Below are 16,795 nucleotides of genomic sequence, written 5' to 3'. Positions count from 1 at the left end.
TTACACAAAAATATCTAAAAAAGTGGGAGCCACAGTGTGACCCCCACAGATTTAAAGGTGCTGTTTCCAAGACCCCCCCAAATATTTAGAGCGAAGGTCTGACCCCCACAAAAATTAAAGACCCGGAATAATCCAGCTATTTTTTTAGTCTGATAATAGAAATATTACGATTTTTAGTATGTGTCTTACGATAACTGAAGAATAAGTCATCATTCTCCATTGTACAATAAGGACTGACTTCAATATGCTCCTCTAATACATCACAATTTAATAATTGTTGCTTGATGAGTCCTTTTGAATTAAGAAGATAATGTGTCTCATCTTTTTTAGTATAGAAAGATGATGTATCAAAGCTCATCTTCTTTACACGATTAATAATATCATCCATGGCTTCAAAGTTTCTTGATTCAATAGAAGGCCCTACATAAGCATATATAGTACTAGGGTCACAGCCTTCATCTTCAATTAAGTGACGTGTCACCTTACCTACAATCTCAGTCACTGTTCCTTTCCATCCTGAGTGAATGGCAGCAATTAAATGCTGGTTCTCACAATATAAGAGAACAGGACAGCAGTCTGCATGGAAAGTAAATAGAGTCAAGTCTGTATCTCTAGTATATAATGCATCAAAACCTAAATAAGCATCCTTCTGACTATAAATCCCCTTACCACCATCTTTTTTATTCACACTTAAATAATGTGTTGTATGACGCTGTAAAGGTGCGACCATATGATCAAGATCTGTACCAAGCATTTTAGCTAGTTCTTTGCGGTTTTCTAGTACCTGCTTGTCATCTATTCCATTATAACTCATGTTAAATAGTTTTCCATCAATATGAGCTGGTACAGTATAGCCTTCTACTATATCATTATTAAACTTCCAAGGTATTAATTTCATCTTGCATCCTCCACTTTCTCTAATTCATCATAGAAAGAATCATCAGGATCAATATAAATAGTCTTATAATGTCCTAAAAGAACTAAACCTGGCTTATTTGTATGAGGCTTCTTTAAATTCTTTACTAAACAATAATTCACTGGAACACTTGAACTATATTTACCCTTAGAAAAATATGCTGCAATATTTGCGGCGAGTCTCATTGTATACTCATCCAAGTTTTCTGCATGCACAATAATATGGGAACCAGGCATATCCTTCACATGGAACCACATATCATTACGTGATGCCATTTTAAATGTTAGATAATCATTCTGTAAGTTATTCTTACCTACATAAATAATAATACCATCACGTGTACGATAAACATCATAATGAGGATGTGTTTTCTTCTTTAACTTCTTGACATTCTTCTTACGAATATAACCCATGTTTTCAAGTTCTTCCTTGATTTCCATAGCATCATAATAATCCGCATTATCCATCAAGGTATTTAAAGTATCAAAGTAATTGATTTCTTCTTTTGTCTTTTCAATCTGTTCCTCTAGAACCTTTAAAGAATTCTTTGCCTTCTGATACTTATTATAATAATGATTCGCGTTTGTTTTGCCATCAAAACGCTCATCTAATTCAATTGTCATCTTTGTGCCATCATAATAGTTATCTACAGTCACTTCTTTCATCCCTTTTTGAATAAGATGTAAAGAAGCATACAATAAATCACCCTTAATACGATATTCATCACTATTATGAGAATCAAATAAAGTCTTTTCTAGTTTATCTAGCTTATTGACATTCTTTGTATATTCTTTCTGAATAAAATGAAGAATATCAGAAGTCTGCTGTTTAATACGATCCTTCTGATCAATAAATTGATAATAAGCATCTAATCCATCAAAAAGAGAATACTGATCTATCTTCTTTCCAAAACAATGTAAAGGAATCACATGATACTTTTCTTTATCACCTCTAGTAATATAGAGTTCTTTACTCTCTTTGATTTCATTCATAATAGTTTTGAAATCTTCACCCTGTTCCATTCTTGAAGCTATTTCCTCAGCTAAATCCTTAGAGAATCCTTCAAACTCTTTCACAAGATTTGTTGTTTCAGGTCTATTTTCAAAAGGATTCTTCTTCTCAAGTAGAGGAGGGTAGCTATAAGTAATCCCCGGCTGCATAATACGTATACTATCACTTGGCGATACTCTCTTTAAACATTCTAGTATCTTATCTTCTTTATTAGTAAGAATAAAGTTAGAATGCTTACCCATGATTTCTATATAGAGATGGTACTCTACAAGATCCTTGAATTCATTTCTACCTCTTAAAGTAATCTTTAATATACGGTCAAGCCCTACCTGTTCAATACGCTCAATAAACGAACCTTCAATATGTTTTCTTAAAAACATTGTGAGAGCGTTAGGAAAATCAGGTGTAGGATAATTTAATTGTGTTAACTGAACACGTGCGTACATTGGATGAATAGAAACAAGAAGTTTCTTATTCTCATTCTGTGCACGAACAGTCATTAATAATTCGTATTTCGATATCTGATATAATTTTGAAATACGTCCTGTCACAATTGTTTCATTTAATAATTCTGTAACACGTGACAATACAATTCCATCAAATGCCATATTCATCACCCGACTTAGTATAACACATTTAAAAGTGTTTGACATCACTGTTTTATTCATGTAGGATTACTTAAAAAGGGGATGTAGATAAGTGAAAAGAGGCCTTCTAATTATCCTGAGTGGACCTAGCGGCGTAGGCAAAGGAACAGTCAGAGAACAACTATTTAAAGAAGAATCATTAAACCTTGCATATTCTATTTCAATGACTACACGTTATAAGAGACCTGGCGAAAAAGAAGGGATCGATTATTTCTTTGTAGACGTTGATACATTCAAGAAAAAGATTGAGCAGGGTGAATTACTAGAATACGCACAGTTTGTAGGTAATTATTATGGAACACCTAAAGCCTATGTAGATCAGCTATTAGATGAAGGTAAGAATGTTGTATTAGAGATTGAAGTACAGGGTGCACTTCAGGTTATGAAGAAAGTACCAGATGCTCTTACAATCTTCTTAGTACCACCTTCAATGGAAGAATTAGAAAAACGTATTCGTGGACGTAGAACAGAAGCTGAAGATGTTATTAAAGAACGTCTTGATAAAGCAAGAAGAGAAATTGCGACAAAAGATCAGTATAAGCATGTAGTGGTGAACGATGATGTTATGCATGCGAAAGATGATATTGTCAAGATTATCGAAGAGAACATGAAGTAGCCATCTGGCTGCTTTTTCTTTTTTAGGAGGTGATTTTATGTTTAAAGTAGAAGTACTTATAGAACATCCTGTTCAGGCATTAGACCGTGGCTTTTCTTATTTATCTAAGAAACCTATTTTGACAGGAATACGTGTTCAAGTGCCTTTTAATCATCGACAGGTTGTTGGTTATGTATTATCTGTAGAAGAAGTTGATTTAACCCAAAAAGAATTAGAAGAAAGAGATGGCTTTAAGTATTCTTATATTTATTCAGTCATCGATGAAGCTCCTCTATTAAATAATGAACTCATTACACTGGCTCATCGTATGTCAAAGATGACAATATGCCCACTTATTGCCTGTTTCCAAGCTATGCTTCCTGGCACTTTAAAGCCATCTACTCATAAGATGGTTGGTATTAAAACAATTACATGTGTAAGAGTCATTAATACTGGAACACCTAAAACAACTAAACAGCAAGAAGCATTCCGTTTATTAGTAGAAAAGGGAGAAATGTTTCTTAAGGATATCCCTTATTCTAGAAGTGTCATTACTTCTCTAGAAAAGCAGGGTCTTGTTGAAGTATATAATAAAGAAGTACAGCGTGATCCTTATGCAGCTAATAACTTAAAGATTAATAATAAGATTACTTTAACCCCACTTCAAACAAGTGTTGTAGAAGGTGTATTAGAAACATCTCAAATGATTTCACTCATTCATGGTGTGACTGGTTCAGGTAAAACAGAAGTCTATATTGCCTTAACTAAAAAGATGTTAGAAGAAAATAAGACAGTATTGATGCTTGTACCTGAAATATCTCTTACACCAATGATGGAACGTGTCTTTAAAGAACGTTTTCATGATGAAGTTGCAATTATCCATTCACGTTTATCTCAAGGTGAAAAGTATGATGAATATCGTCGTATTAAAAAAGGTGAAGCCCGTATTGTAGTGGGGGCTCGTTCTGCAATTTTTGCGCCTGTAGAAAATCTTGGTCTTATTATTATGGATGAAGAACATGATATGAGCTATAAGCAGGATAATACACCACGCTATCATACTCTATCTATTGCGAAGATGCGTGCAGAGAAAAATCATGCAAAGATTGTCTTAGGTAGTGCGACACCTTCAGTAGAAACATATGCCCGTGCTAAAAAGGGAATATATAGCCTATTTGAGATGAAACAAAGAATTAATGGTAAACCTCTCCCTTATTGTGAGGTTGTAGATATGGGCAATGAATCCCGTTCAGGTAACTATTCACTTATGTCTAGAAGAATGAAACAGAGATTACAAGAAACGCTGGATAAAAAAGAACAGGCAATGATTCTCTTAAATAAGAGAGGTTATGCATCTTTTATTAAATGTGAATCATGTAATGAACCAATACGCTGTCCTCATTGTGATGTCACACTTACTTATCATAAAGCTGAAAATAGACTCAAATGTCATTTGTGTGAATATTTTATTCCTACACCTCGTACTTGTCCAAACTGTGGAAGTACGCATCTTAAAAAGATTGGTTATGGAACACAGAAAATAGAAGAAGAATTAAAAAAACAGTATCCTGAAGCACATATCATTCGCTTTGACTTTGATACAACACGTAATAAGAATACCCATTTAAAACTCTTAAAAGATTTTGAAGAACATAAAGCAGATATTATGCTAGGTACACAGATGATTGCGAAAGGACTTGATTTCTCTAATGTCACATTTGTAGGTGTACTCATGGCTGATTTATCTTTAATGGTACCTGACTTTAGAGCCTCTGAACGTACATTCCAGCTACTTTGTCAGGTGGCAGGAAGAAGCGGTCGAGGAGAAAAACAGGGAACAGTTATGATCCAGACATTCAATCCAGAACATTATGCAATTAAAGCAGCAGTCAAGCAGGATTATGATGCTTTCTTTAAAGAAGAGATAGCATTTAGAAAGAAAGCCAAATATCCACCATATTGTCATTTAGTCTCTGTTATAGTACAATCACGCTCACCTAAGAATGTTCATTCTATTGCCTTAGATATCAGTCAATACTTAAAAGATCATCTAGAAAAAGTTCGTATCATTGGACCACAGTCTACCTTTAAGATGCAGGATATCTATCGTGAAAGAATTCTTATTAAATATATAGAATCGAAGCCTATCTATGAACAATTAAGTATCATTGATGACTATTATAACCGTACAAGAAAAGGAGGTGTTATTGTGGCATGCGACTTTAACCCGTATTCCACATATTAATATGAAAGAAAGAGATACAGCATTAGATATACTTATTGATTATGAAAAGAATGAAAGTTATTTAAATATTACTTTAAACCATACTCTTACAAAAGACTTCTCACCATCAGAAAGAGGACTTATTACAACATTGGTCTATGGAACTATTCAGAATCGTTTGTATTTAGAATATCAATTAGAACCACATATCCATACACGTTTAAAAGTAGTAGAAAGAATGCTTCTATTAATGAGTCTCTATCAGCATTTTTATCTAGATACACCAGATTATGCAATTGTCAATGAAGCAGTAGATATTATCAAGGAAAGAAGAAATAAAAGAGCAGGTGGCATGATTAATGCGATTCTCCATAGCTGTTTTAATCAAACAAGATCTTTAGATGATTTAGATCATGATGAACGTCTATCTATTTCTACAAGTCATCCTTTATGGATGGTTAAAATGTTGAAGGCCCAATATGGCATTAAAACAACGGAAAAGATTCTTCATGCAGATAATGAAGTACCTTTAAAAAGTGGTCGTGTGAATACTTATAAGATATCACGTGAGGAATTCTTAAAGAAATATCCAGAATTCACTCCGGGTTATTTATCACCAGATAGTGTCTTATTAAAAGAAGGTAATATCGCTCATACTGAAGCTTTTAAAGAAGGGTTAGTGACGATTCAGGATGAATCATCACAGATGGTTGCTCGTTTACTTAATCCAAATGAAGATGATCTTGTCTTAGATATGTGTGGTGCCCCTGGATCTAAAACAACTCACCTTGGCACTTTGATGAATAATAAAGGCACCCTGGATGTCTATGACCTTTATCCTCATAAAGCAAAACTCATTAAAGACAATGCCCAAAGACTTGGATTGACTAATATTCATGTGCATACTGGAGACAGTACAGACCTCTCAATATTTAATAAACAGTATACAAAAATACTTCTAGATGGACCTTGTTCTGGTCTTGGAGTACTCTCTAGAAAGCCTGAAATTAAGTACCATGACTCTAGTGCAATGGATGAAATCATTCCTATTCAAGCAAAATTACTAGAAAATGCATATTCTTTATGTATAAAAGGTGGTAATATAGTGTATAGTACGTGCACTATAAATAAAAAAGAAAACGAAAAACAGATTGAAAAATTCATAAAGAAGCATCCCGATATGCATGTGGTAGAAGAACGTACTATACTTCCATATGAATATCATAGTGATGGCTTTTATATGTGTCTGTTAGAAAAGGATGTATGATGAAATCAATTTATGACTTAACACTCGAACAATTAAAAGAAGAACTAAAAGCACTTGGACAAAAACCATTCCGTGCCAAGCAGATTTATGAATGGATTTATGTAAAGAATGTCTATGATTTTCATCAGATGACAAATCTTTCTAAAGAACTTCAAGAAACACTTTCCAATCATTTCAGTGATGCACTTTTAACTATTAAAGAAAAACAGGTTGCTCGTGATGGAACAACTAAATATCTTCTAGAATTAGAAGATGGAGGACTCATTGAAACAGTATTAATGATTCAGACTTATGGTCGTTCATTATGTGTTACAAGCCAGTTAGGCTGTAATATGGGCTGTTCATTTTGTGCATCTGGATTATTAAAGAAACAGCGTAACTTAACAAGTGGTGAAATTGTGAAACAGGTCTTGACTGTTATGAATGATTTAAAGGAAAGAGTGACTCATGTAGTTGTGATGGGTACAGGTGAACCATTTGATAACTATGATGAAGTGATGAACTTTATCTATACAGTGAATGAACCTCATGGTCTAGCGATTGGTGCAAGACACCTTACTATTTCTACATGTGGTTTAATTCCTGGAATTGAACGTTTCTCTCATGAACCAATCCAGGTTAACTTAGCTATTAGCTTACATGCACCTAATGATGAAATTCGTAATGAACTCATGCCAATCAACAAACGTTACAATATGGATGACTTAAGAGATGCCATCAAGACATATATTGAACGTACAAACCGCCGTGTTACTCTTGAATATATTTTATTGAAGGATGTCAATGATGATATCAAGTATGCGCGTCAGTTAGCCCATTATCTTCGTGGATTAAATGTTTATGTGAACTTAATTCCTTATAACCCTGTTGATGAACATGGCTATAAGCAGTCTTTAGGTCATACAATTACTGCATTCAAGGATGAACTTATTCGTTTACATATTAATTGTACATTAAGAAAAGAACATGGCCGTGATATTGATGGTGCATGTGGACAGTTACGTGCAAAAAGAGAGAAAGGGGCATAATATGGTTATCTCCGCGATGACTGATATCGGAATAAAAAGATCAGTCAATCAAGATAGAGCAGTTTATAAAATCAAAGACCATGAAATCGTTGGTGTATTATGTGATGGAATGGGGGGTCATCTTGCAGGTGATGTTGCAAGTACTCTTGTAAGTAATTATATTATTGATCATTTTTTTGATCATTCACCTTTTATTAATGATGAATCTATTCATGCCTGGATTTCTTCTTTATTATTAACCGCAAATGATTTATTAAATAAAGAAAGTGATATGCATAGTGAATATGCAGGTATGGGTACGACAATTGTCATCTGTTATATGGATGGAAAGAATACCTATATTTCTCATGTAGGAGATAGTAGAGCTTATTTATATAGTGATACTTTAAAACAAATCACGACAGATGATACTTTTGTGAATGAATTACTTAAAAGAGGTATAATTAATCAAGAAGAAGCTTCTCATCATCCCAAAAGAAATGTATTAGTGCAGGCGATTGGTATTAAAGAAGCTTTACGTGTTTCTTTTTATAAGATTGAAGAAGATTATCGTGCAATATTGCTCTGTTCAGATGGATTATATAATTCACTCTCATCTCAACAGATTGAAGATATCTTAAAAGAAGATGAATCAGTCAATCATAAAACAGAAAGACTCATTCAATCAGCCAATGAATTTGGTGGATTAGATAATATTGGTGTTTTATTAATTGAGAAGGGAGAATCATAAGATGAGTGAAAAAGGACGTATTCTTGCTGACCGCTATGAATTAAAAGAATTAATTGGCCAAGGCGGTATGGCAGATGTCTATCTTGCATATGATGATATATTAAAAAGAGAAGTGGCTGTAAAAATACTTCGTTCTTCCTTGACAGGAGATCCTATTTATATTACGCGTTTCCATCGTGAAGCACGTGCGGCAGCTGCATTATGTCATCGTAATATTGTAGAAATCTATGATGTGGGTGAAGAAGATGATCTTTACTATATTGTCATGGAATATGTACGTGGTCAGACTTTAAAAGAATTAATTAATAAGCGTGGTGCACTTCATTATGTAGAAGCAGTAGACATTATGAAGCAGGTTGTATCAGCAACTGCACTCGCCCATTCTATGGGTATTGTTCATCGTGACTTAAAGCCTCAGAATATTCTTGTCACTGATTCTGGAATTGTGAAAATTGCGGATTTTGGGATTGCCTCTATCCAGTCTTTATCACAGGTGACTCAGACAGATACAATCATGGGGTCACTTCACTATCTTGCACCAGAAATCGCAAGAGGTGAAAAGGCGACACCACAAAGTGATATTTATGCATTAGGTGTTGTATTTTATGAATTATTAAGAGGAGATGTTCCTTTTAATGGAGAATCTCCAGTGAATATCGCTTTGAAACATATGCGTGATGAAATACCATCAGTACGTGAATATAATCCAGCGATTCCTCAGTCTGTAGAAAATATTATTATTAAAGCGACTGCAAAGAATACAAACAATCGTTATCAGTGTGCTGACGATATGTTAGATGATTTAGAAACTTGCTTAGAACGTTTAGATGAACCTAAATTAAGCTTTGATCAAGTGAATAATGATCCAACAATCATTGCGACTGATTCTCAGTTTTTTACTAAAACAGCACCTTTAGATCTTGAAGAAACAAAAACAGAAATAGAAGAAATTGAACCAGAAGAAGAAAAGATAAAAGAACCAATGGATAAGAAAAAAAGAATTGCGATAGGTGTGGCCATTGGCGCAGTTATCGTATGTCTTGCGATTGTAGCAGGCTTCTTCTTATTTAGTGGTAATCAAGATGGGACAATGATGGATCTAGTTGGTAAGACTGAAAAAGAAGCCAAAGCCTTATTAATTGATAAAGGTTATAAGGTGTCTGATGAAGTTGATTATGAACTGAGTGATAAGTATGAAAAAGGACTTGTTATTGCGACAAATCCAGAAGCAGGACATACCATCAATGAAGGAGATACAGTAACATTTACTATCTCTAAGGGTAAATATATTGTCATGAAGGACTATACAGGTATCTCTTACAATTCAGCTTATAATGAATTAACAAAGCTTGGCTATAAGGTTAGAAAGTATGAAAAGTCTGATGATGATTATAAAGAAGGTGTCGTTATTGGACAGTCTATTTCTGAAGGTGAAAAACAGGATCCTAATGAAAAAGGCAAAATCATTACTTTAACAGTATCTAAAGGTGTCAGCATTACTGTACCATCATTATATGGTCAGAATATCAATGCAGCGAAATCTACATTAGAAAGTCAGGGATTTACTAATGTGAAACTATCTGTATTACCATCACCTACTGATACTGCAACAATTAACTCAATGTCTATTAATACAGTTGTAAAACAGTCAGTTGCACCATATACTCAGGTAAATAGTAAAGGGACTGAGATTATCTTATATTATTATGATAAGAAACCAACCCCTGCAACCCCTACAACCCCTACAACACCAACACAACCTGACTTACCAGAAAATGATGATGACGATACAACTACAACTGAATAAGAATAGGAGATTATATGCCTAAAGGTCAGATTATAAAAGTCCTTGCAGGATTCTACTATGTCGATACAGGTAAGAAGGTTGTTAGCTGCAGGGCACGTGGTAAATTTAGAAACAGAGGTCAGAAGCCTCTCGTAGGAGACTTCTGTAGCTTCCAGGAAGAAAAAGATGGTTCTGGTTATATTCTTACACTAGAAAAAAGACATAACCAATTGGAAAGACCTCCTATCTGTAATGTAGATCAGGCACTTCTTGTATTCTCTATTGCCCAGCCAGATTTTGATCAGATGCTTCTAGATCAATTTCTCGCGATGGTTGAATATGAGAAGATTAAACCAATCATCATTATCACAAAGATAGATCTTAATAGAGAACTTATTCCTGTAATAAAAAAGAAGTACAATGCCTATGATCTTTACTTTGTATCAAGTAAAGAAAATGAAGGCATCGAAGAGATTAAACCAATCCTTAAAAACCGTGTAACAGTCGTTACAGGGCAGAGTGGGGTAGGTAAATCAAGTCTTCTCAATGCCTTAAACATTGAACTTAATATTGAAACAAATGAAATTTCTCAAGCATTAGGAAGAGGAAAACATACTACAAGACATGTTGAACTTATTCCTATGTATGGTGGCTATATTGCAGATACTCCAGGTTTTTCATCATTAGAACTTAAAATGGATCCTGTAGAACTTGCAGTCACTTATCATGATTTTAGAGAATTGTCACATCATTGTAAATTTAGAGGATGTCTTCATGATAGTGAACCACATTGTGCTGTTAAAGAAGCAGTAGAAGCAGGAGAAATTGATGAAACAAGATATGTTGATTACCTGCAGTTATTAAAGCAGGTTAAAGAAAGGAAAGATAAACGATATGGTTAAAATTGCACCTTCAGTATTATCCGCAGATTTTGCGCATCTTAAAGGAGATATTGATACAATCTATGATGGAGGAAAATCATGGATTCATTATGATGTTATGGATGGACACTTTGTCCCTAATATTTCATTTGGTTACAGCATTCTTAGTAATTTACGTGCTGTGACTGATTTATTCATTGATGTACATTTAATGATCACTGATCCAGGTCAGTATTTAGATGAATTCATCAATGCAGGTGCAGACCTCATTACATTCCATATTGAAGCTGTATCAAGCATGCAGGAAGCACGTGTACTTATTCAGCGTATTCATGATGCAGGATGTCTTGCATCAATATCTATTAAACCAGGTACTGATGTGGAAGCACTCAAACCATTCTTAGATGATTTAGATATGGTTCTTGTCATGAGTGTTGAACCAGGATTTGGCGGCCAGTCATTCAATCCTGCAGCCTTAGATAAGATCACTGAACTCAAAGAAATCAGAAATGGCAGACGTTATCTCATTGAAGTAGATGGTGGTATCAATGCGAATACAGCCAACCTATGCCGTGGGGCAGGGGCAGATGTTCTAGTGGCTGGAAGCTATGTCTTCAAAGCAGAAAATAGACAGGAAGCTATTGACTCACTCAAATGAAAATAGGCTTATATGCAAGCATGAATAATGGGGATGTCTTTAATAAAGACATCCCTTATATTGCAGTTGATGGTGGTTTAGAACATCTACATCGTCAATCAATTAAACCATTATGTGCTATTGGAGACTTTGATTCTCTAGAACATAAAGAATACTTAGAAGGATTAGAAGTACTTACTTTTCCTACTCATAAGGATGAAACAGATACAGAACTTGCGATTAGTGAGGCACTCAATAGAGGTTATGATGAAATAGATCTTTATGGTGTTATTGGTGGTCGTATTGATCATTTTTTAGGCGTACTCATCTATCTCAAACAACATCCAGATATTAAGATTACACTTTATGATGATATAAATAGAATCTATTTATTGCCTAAAGGAACACATCAAATAGACTGTACTGATTATAAGTACTTCTCATGCTTTACTGAAAAGACTTGTACTCTTACATTACAGAATTGTGATTATCCCCTTGATGGTTATATATTGGAACCTCATGATCCACTATGTATTTCTAATCAATGTCATGGTATTCTAACAATTGAAAATAGTGAAGATTTAATATTCATTGAATCACAAAGAATAGGAGGTACATATGGAGAATAAGGGTTTTCTTGCGACTGAACCAGTAGGTAAATTACTCAGACAACTTGCCTTACCAACAGTCATTGCGCAATTAATCAACATGCTTTACAACATTGTAGACCGTATGTTTATAGGTCATATTCCTCAAACAGGTGCTCTTGCCTTAACAGGTGTTGGTGTCTGTATGCCGTTAATTATGATTGTGACAGCCTTTGCCTCATTGGTTGGTAATGGTGGTGCACCACGTGCGTCTATTTATATGGGTCAGGGTAATAATGATTATGCTGAAAAGATATTAGGTAATTGTTTTATTACGCAGATTATCGTTTCTATCGTACTTACACTTATTCTATTTTTTGGAAATCGTACCTTCTTACTTGCTTTTGGCGCAAGCAGTAATACAATTACCTATGCCGTAGATTATATGAATATCTATGCGATGGGAACACTATTTGTACAATTAACATTGGGAATGAATATGTTTATTACAGCCCAGGGATTTGCGAAAAACGGAATGATTTCAGTTGTCATTGGTGCATTATGTAATGTTATCTTAGATCCTATTTTGATCTTTGGATTCAATTTAGGTGTCAAAGGTGCGGCTCTTGCGACAATCATCTCACAGGGATGTTCATGTCTCTATGTTCTTCGCTTCTTGTTTGGTAAAAAGACAAAACTTAAAATAAAAAAGAAAAACTTATCTTTAAATCACTCAGTCATCTTACCTTGTCTCGCTTTAGGTCTTTCTACTTTTGTGATGCAATCAAGTGAGAGTGTCATCCAGGTCTGCTTCAATTCTTCTTTATTAAAATATGGGGGAGATATAGCAGTAGGGGCAATGACTATATTGACTAGTGTTATGCAGTTTGCGATGCTTCCTTTACAGGGATTAGGACAGGGGGCACAACCTATTATCAGCTACAACTATGGGGCTAAGAATAGAGAACGTGTTCAAAAGACATTTAAATTATTATTAAAAGTCAGTCTAGTATTCTCAATATGTATCTGGCTTCTTATTCAGATCTTCCCACAGATGTTTGTAGGACTCTTTACAAATGCACAAGAACTCTCACTCTTTACCACTCAAGCACTTAGAATTTATATGGCAGTCGTAGGACTCTTTGGAATACAGATTGCCTGTCAGATGACATTTGTGGCTTTAGGTAATGCGAAAGCATCAGTTATTGTGGCAGTTACTAGAAAATTTATTCTTTTAATCCCACTTATTTATATTATGCCAGCATTACTTGTAGATAAGACAACAGCTGTTTATTTGGCTGAACCGGTGGCAGACATTCTTGCAATCACATTTACAGTATTATTGTTTAGAAAACAATTTAAGAAAGCTTTGGATCAAATGAACTGAGGTTTCTCAGTTCATTTTTTATAGAAATAGATTATAATGAAATAGATTGAAAGAAGGATGAATATATGAGGAATCTAGAAGATATAAAAAGAAGTGGATTTAAAATCATTGAACAAAAAAGAGAAGAATTTATGAAACAAAGTATCCTCTCTGATGAATTTTTAGATTTATTGGATAAGAATAAGAAACCATTCGATTTATTGATGTCTTATTATCGTTGTGCGGTAATGGAGATAGAAACAAAGTTCAGAGTATTAGATCAGGAGTACTCTTTAGAATATGATGGTAATCCCATTGAAAGCATCAAATCACGTATTAAATCATATGATAGTATTGCGAGAAAAGTAAGACGTAAGAATATTCCAATGACTATGGAGTCATTAGAAGAAAATATCAGAGATATTGCGGGAGTCAGAGTTGTTTGTTCATTTCCAGAAGATATTTATGAATTGGCTGATAGCTTCCTAAGACAAGATGATATTACTTTGATTGAGATGAAGGATTATATTAAAAATCCTAAACCTAGTGGTTATCGTAGTTTACACTTAATTGTGCAGGTACCAATCTTCTTGCAGAAGACAAAGAAGTATGTTTATGTAGAAGTACAGCTTCGTACTATTGCGATGGATTTCTGGGCAAGTTTGGAACATAAATTACGCTATAAGAAGAATATTCCTGAAGACGAAGCAAAGCTTATTGCTCAGGAACTTTATGACTGTTCAGTAGAAAGTGCTAAATTAGATGAACGTATGCAGAAGATACGCTCAATGATGAATAAAGGAGAATCTGAATAGATTCTTTTTTGTTGAAGGAAATGAAACTTTAATATGTTGTAAACACGGCATTTTATTTTGCCTTTGTTGTCAAACAGTATTATATATAATCAAAAAATAAGGTAATAGATACTACGCAATTATATGATAATAATCATTCAGTGGTCTTGTTGACTTATCAGCCTATCATGTGCACTCAACATCGTAACAAGGCGATAGATGATGTTTCTACAGGATATCATTGGAGAACGAGAAAATGTATTATAAAATACAGCAAGTTATTTGCATACATGCTATAATTTTACTATATTTTGAAAAAAAGATTACAGATGAGTTTTTTGAAATATATAAAAGAAGTTCGAAAACAAAGCTTATGAGTCAGACGGAATTTGCGAAAGCATTATGTGTATCATACTCAATTGTCAGTAGGTGAGGAATAGGATTATTCTGCTTTGAGCATGCTATTGATTTTAGTGACTTCAGGAATAAATTATGGATTGAGAGTGATATGGGGATTACTTAACAGCCAGCCTTACTGTAGCAGCTAATAACATCACTCATGTAAATATGGAGGCAGTCTTTACATTGACAGATATGCTATTCAAGTCAGCTTAGTTCATTGGTTTTGAAAACGAACGGTAATATAAATTGGAGGTATAACTCATGTATCAGGATTTATCTTTTATGAATGTTCCGCTTCCAGAGGACGTTCTGAAATTAAAAATTTATGGTGATTATGCTGGAGCCCAGAAAATGATTCGTTATTTTCTAGAAGAGAAGGATATTCCACAGGCTCTTAGAAAACGTCTAGAAATCGAACAGGAAGTCATTGGCGTTATGGGTGGTAATGAGTATCCTTTTACTTATGATGAAGCATTGGAGATTATGATGATTCATCTACGTGATTTCAAAAAAGAAGAGTTAGATCATTTAAAAGAAATCAGTGCAGCAGATTGGATTTATATTGATGGCGAGGTACATTTTCAGCGTCGATTCTATGAAAATCTCATTAAGACTCGTCCAGATTACGCAAAGCGTGTCATTGCAGAAAATCCAGAGGATGAAAAGCAAAATAATCTAAATCAGAATCTACTTAACGAAAATATACATTACATGAAGGAATATGGTGGAAGAACTGTACACACTCGTATACGTTCAACAATAAAAGCTAAGAAAGAATTCGAAGAGGTAGGACGCAAGGTTCATGTACATCTTCCAATTCCAAAGGTATACGAACAGGTTTCTAATGTAGAAATTCATGCATCTAATCCAGAGATTACATATATAGCACCTGCTGATGCACCACAGAGAACAGTATATTTTGAAACTGAACTGAAAGAGAATCAGGAGTTTATGGTAGATTATTCATTTGATTATCATGTAAATTATGTAGAGTTAGATCCTGCCAAGGTATCTGAAGAACAGCCAGATTTCTGTCTGGAAGAGCAGGCACCACATATCTTATTCACTCCTTACTTAAAAGAGCTAAGAGATGAACTTGCAGGAGATGAGACAAATCCAATTATTTTGGCGCGTCGATTCTATGATTTTGTGACAACAAAAGTTATGTATTCTTTCATGAGAGAGTATTTTACAATTGAATGTATTCCAGAATACTGTGCAATCAATCTGAAAGGTGATTGTGGTGTTCAGGCATTACTGTTTATCACACTTTGCCGCATGTCTGGAATTCCGGCATGCTGGCAGTCAGGTCTATATGTGACGAAGTATTATACAGGATGCCATGATTGGGCACAATTCTATGTAGCACCTTATGGATGGGTATTTGCAGATCTTTCCTTTGGTGGCAGTGCATGGCGTGAAGGAGACAAAGAGCGTTGGAACTATTACTTTGGTAATCTGGATATTTTCCGTATGCCAGCGAACTCTGAAATTCAAAAAGAATTCATGCCAGAGAAAAAATGGCTTCGCATCGATCCGATTGATAATCAGAGAGGAGAATTTGAGTACGAGGATCATGGTCTTCGTTTCTCTCAGGTGAATGTATCTCAGGAACTTATTTCTATGGAAGATATTGAAAAATAAATTATAATAAGTCTCATTGTTAGAAACAGAAATGTTTGAAGAGTGGTTTTGGATGTTTCCTTCCCTTTTCTTTTTTACACATAATAATATAAAAAGGTGTTACAAATAATATGAATAGAAACAGATCATATTGCCCGTAATGCCTTTTTCTTTTGCAAAAGAGGAAAAATACAGTGAATCCCGAAGTTTTACAGTATGTCATCTGCAAAAGTCAATATAAAAATGTAGGTTTAGGACAATATAAGAATGTAGGTTTTCCTACATTCTTATATTGTCTTTT

General features: G+C 34.4%; 14 protein-coding genes. 12 read left to right on the top strand and 2 right to left on the bottom strand.

Annotated features, from left to right (window positions below):
• Positions 1 to 136: 136 nt before the first annotated feature.
• Positions 137 to 898, bottom strand: coding sequence for a peptidoglycan editing factor PgeF (gene pgeF, locus ABUA27_RS08200; protein WP_288834782.1), 762 nt, complete (start codon positions 896 to 898; stop codon positions 137 to 139).
• Positions 895 to 2,535: an Rqc2 family fibronectin-binding protein gene (locus tag ABUA27_RS08195; protein ID WP_349820544.1), complete on the bottom strand. Its 1,641-nt coding sequence runs from the start codon at positions 2,533 to 2,535 to the stop codon at positions 895 to 897. Before ABUA27_RS08195 ends, pgeF begins: the two co-directional genes overlap by 4 nt.
• A gap of 91 nt (positions 2,536 to 2,626) precedes the next feature.
• Here ABUA27_RS08195 and gmk point away from each other — a divergent pair, with 91 nt between their 5' ends.
• The 12 genes from gmk to ABUA27_RS08135 all read left to right on the top strand — a co-directional run bounded on the left by gmk (position 2,627) and on the right by ABUA27_RS08135 (position 16,515).
• On the top strand, positions 2,627 to 3,190 hold the full coding sequence (gene gmk / locus ABUA27_RS08190) for a guanylate kinase (RefSeq protein ID WP_129981418.1): 564 nt from the start codon (positions 2,627 to 2,629) through the stop codon (positions 3,188 to 3,190).
• 37 nt (positions 3,191 to 3,227) lie between these two features.
• A complete protein-coding gene (priA, locus tag ABUA27_RS08185; protein WP_349820543.1) occupies positions 3,228 to 5,414 on the top strand; it encodes a replication restart helicase PriA in 2,187 nt (728 codons plus the stop codon).
• The gene (gene rsmB, locus ABUA27_RS08180; RefSeq protein ID WP_238634477.1) at positions 5,371 to 6,660 is read left to right on the top strand and encodes a 16S rRNA (cytosine(967)-C(5))-methyltransferase RsmB; all 1,290 of its coding nucleotides are present in this window, start codon (positions 5,371 to 5,373) and stop codon (positions 6,658 to 6,660) included. Before priA ends, rsmB begins: the two co-directional genes overlap by 44 nt.
• Positions 6,660 to 7,688, top strand: coding sequence for a dual-specificity RNA methyltransferase RlmN (rlmN, locus tag ABUA27_RS08175; RefSeq protein ID WP_117459345.1), 1,029 nt, complete (start codon positions 6,660 to 6,662; stop codon positions 7,686 to 7,688). Before rsmB ends, rlmN begins: the two co-directional genes overlap by 1 nt.
• Position 7,689: 1 nt before the next feature.
• Entirely contained in the window at positions 7,690 to 8,418 is a 729-nt protein-coding gene (locus ABUA27_RS08170) for a Stp1/IreP family PP2C-type Ser/Thr phosphatase (protein WP_161220289.1), read from the top strand.
• 1 nt (position 8,419) lies between these two features.
• Positions 8,420 to 10,225, top strand: coding sequence for a Stk1 family PASTA domain-containing Ser/Thr kinase (gene pknB, locus ABUA27_RS08165; protein ID WP_349820542.1), 1,806 nt, complete (start codon positions 8,420 to 8,422; stop codon positions 10,223 to 10,225).
• A gap of 14 nt (positions 10,226 to 10,239) precedes the next feature.
• Entirely contained in the window at positions 10,240 to 11,106 is an 867-nt protein-coding gene (gene rsgA / locus ABUA27_RS08160) for a ribosome small subunit-dependent GTPase A (RefSeq protein WP_129981414.1), read from the top strand.
• Positions 11,099 to 11,743 carry a ribulose-phosphate 3-epimerase gene (rpe, locus tag ABUA27_RS08155; protein ID WP_349820541.1) on the top strand — a complete coding sequence of 215 codons (645 nt, stop codon included), beginning with the start codon at positions 11,099 to 11,101 and terminating at the stop codon, positions 11,741 to 11,743. Before rsgA ends, rpe begins: the two co-directional genes overlap by 8 nt.
• Positions 11,740 to 12,351, top strand: coding sequence for a thiamine diphosphokinase (locus ABUA27_RS08150; protein WP_349820540.1), 612 nt, complete (start codon positions 11,740 to 11,742; stop codon positions 12,349 to 12,351). Before rpe ends, ABUA27_RS08150 begins: the two co-directional genes overlap by 4 nt.
• The gene (locus tag ABUA27_RS08145; protein ID WP_288834768.1) at positions 12,341 to 13,696 is read left to right on the top strand and encodes an MATE family efflux transporter; all 1,356 of its coding nucleotides are present in this window, start codon (positions 12,341 to 12,343) and stop codon (positions 13,694 to 13,696) included. The genes ABUA27_RS08150 and ABUA27_RS08145 overlap by 11 nt, the downstream gene beginning before the upstream one ends.
• 65 nt (positions 13,697 to 13,761) lie before the next feature.
• Positions 13,762 to 14,490, top strand: coding sequence for a GTP pyrophosphokinase (locus ABUA27_RS08140; RefSeq protein WP_129981410.1), 729 nt, complete (start codon positions 13,762 to 13,764; stop codon positions 14,488 to 14,490).
• 642 nt (positions 14,491 to 15,132) lie between these two features.
• Positions 15,133 to 16,515, top strand: coding sequence for a transglutaminase-like domain-containing protein (locus ABUA27_RS08135; RefSeq protein ID WP_287846256.1), 1,383 nt, complete (start codon positions 15,133 to 15,135; stop codon positions 16,513 to 16,515).
• The last annotated feature ends 280 nt before the right edge of the window (positions 16,516 to 16,795 follow it).

This window comes from Catenibacterium sp. RTP21428st1_D7_RTP21428_210409 (assembly GCF_040227455.1).
Lineage (GTDB): Bacteria > Bacillota_I > Bacilli_A > Erysipelotrichales > Coprobacillaceae > Catenibacterium > Catenibacterium mitsuoka_A.
This window is presented reverse-complemented; position numbering and strand designations above follow the sequence as displayed.

Bases quoted from the DNA above. Each gene is read 5' to 3' on its own strand.
- ABUA27_RS08135 (WP_287846256.1), top strand. From the start codon at position 15,133: ATGTATCAGGATTTATCTTTTATGAATGTTCCGCTTCCAGAGGACGTT.
- ABUA27_RS08150 (WP_349820540.1), top strand. From the start codon at position 11,740: ATGAAAATAGGCTTATATGCAAGCATGAATAATGGGGATGTCTTTAAT.
- ABUA27_RS08140 (WP_129981410.1), top strand. From the start codon at position 13,762: ATGAGGAATCTAGAAGATATAAAAAGAAGTGGATTTAAAATCATTGAA.
- priA (WP_349820543.1), top strand. From the start codon at position 3,228: ATGTTTAAAGTAGAAGTACTTATAGAACATCCTGTTCAGGCATTAGAC.
- ABUA27_RS08195 (WP_349820544.1), bottom strand. From the start codon at position 2,535: ATGGCATTTGATGGAATTGTATTGTCACGTGTTACAGAATTATTAAAT.
- rpe (WP_349820541.1), top strand. From the start codon at position 11,099: ATGGTTAAAATTGCACCTTCAGTATTATCCGCAGATTTTGCGCATCTT.
- ABUA27_RS08170 (WP_161220289.1), top strand. From the start codon at position 7,690: ATGGTTATCTCCGCGATGACTGATATCGGAATAAAAAGATCAGTCAAT.
- rsgA (WP_129981414.1), top strand. From the start codon at position 10,240: ATGCCTAAAGGTCAGATTATAAAAGTCCTTGCAGGATTCTACTATGTC.
- rlmN (WP_117459345.1), top strand. From the start codon at position 6,660: ATGAAATCAATTTATGACTTAACACTCGAACAATTAAAAGAAGAACTA.
- ABUA27_RS08145 (WP_288834768.1), top strand. From the start codon at position 12,341: ATGGAGAATAAGGGTTTTCTTGCGACTGAACCAGTAGGTAAATTACTC.
- pknB (WP_349820542.1), top strand. From the start codon at position 8,420: ATGAGTGAAAAAGGACGTATTCTTGCTGACCGCTATGAATTAAAAGAA.
- pgeF (WP_288834782.1), bottom strand. From the start codon at position 898: ATGAAATTAATACCTTGGAAGTTTAATAATGATATAGTAGAAGGCTAT.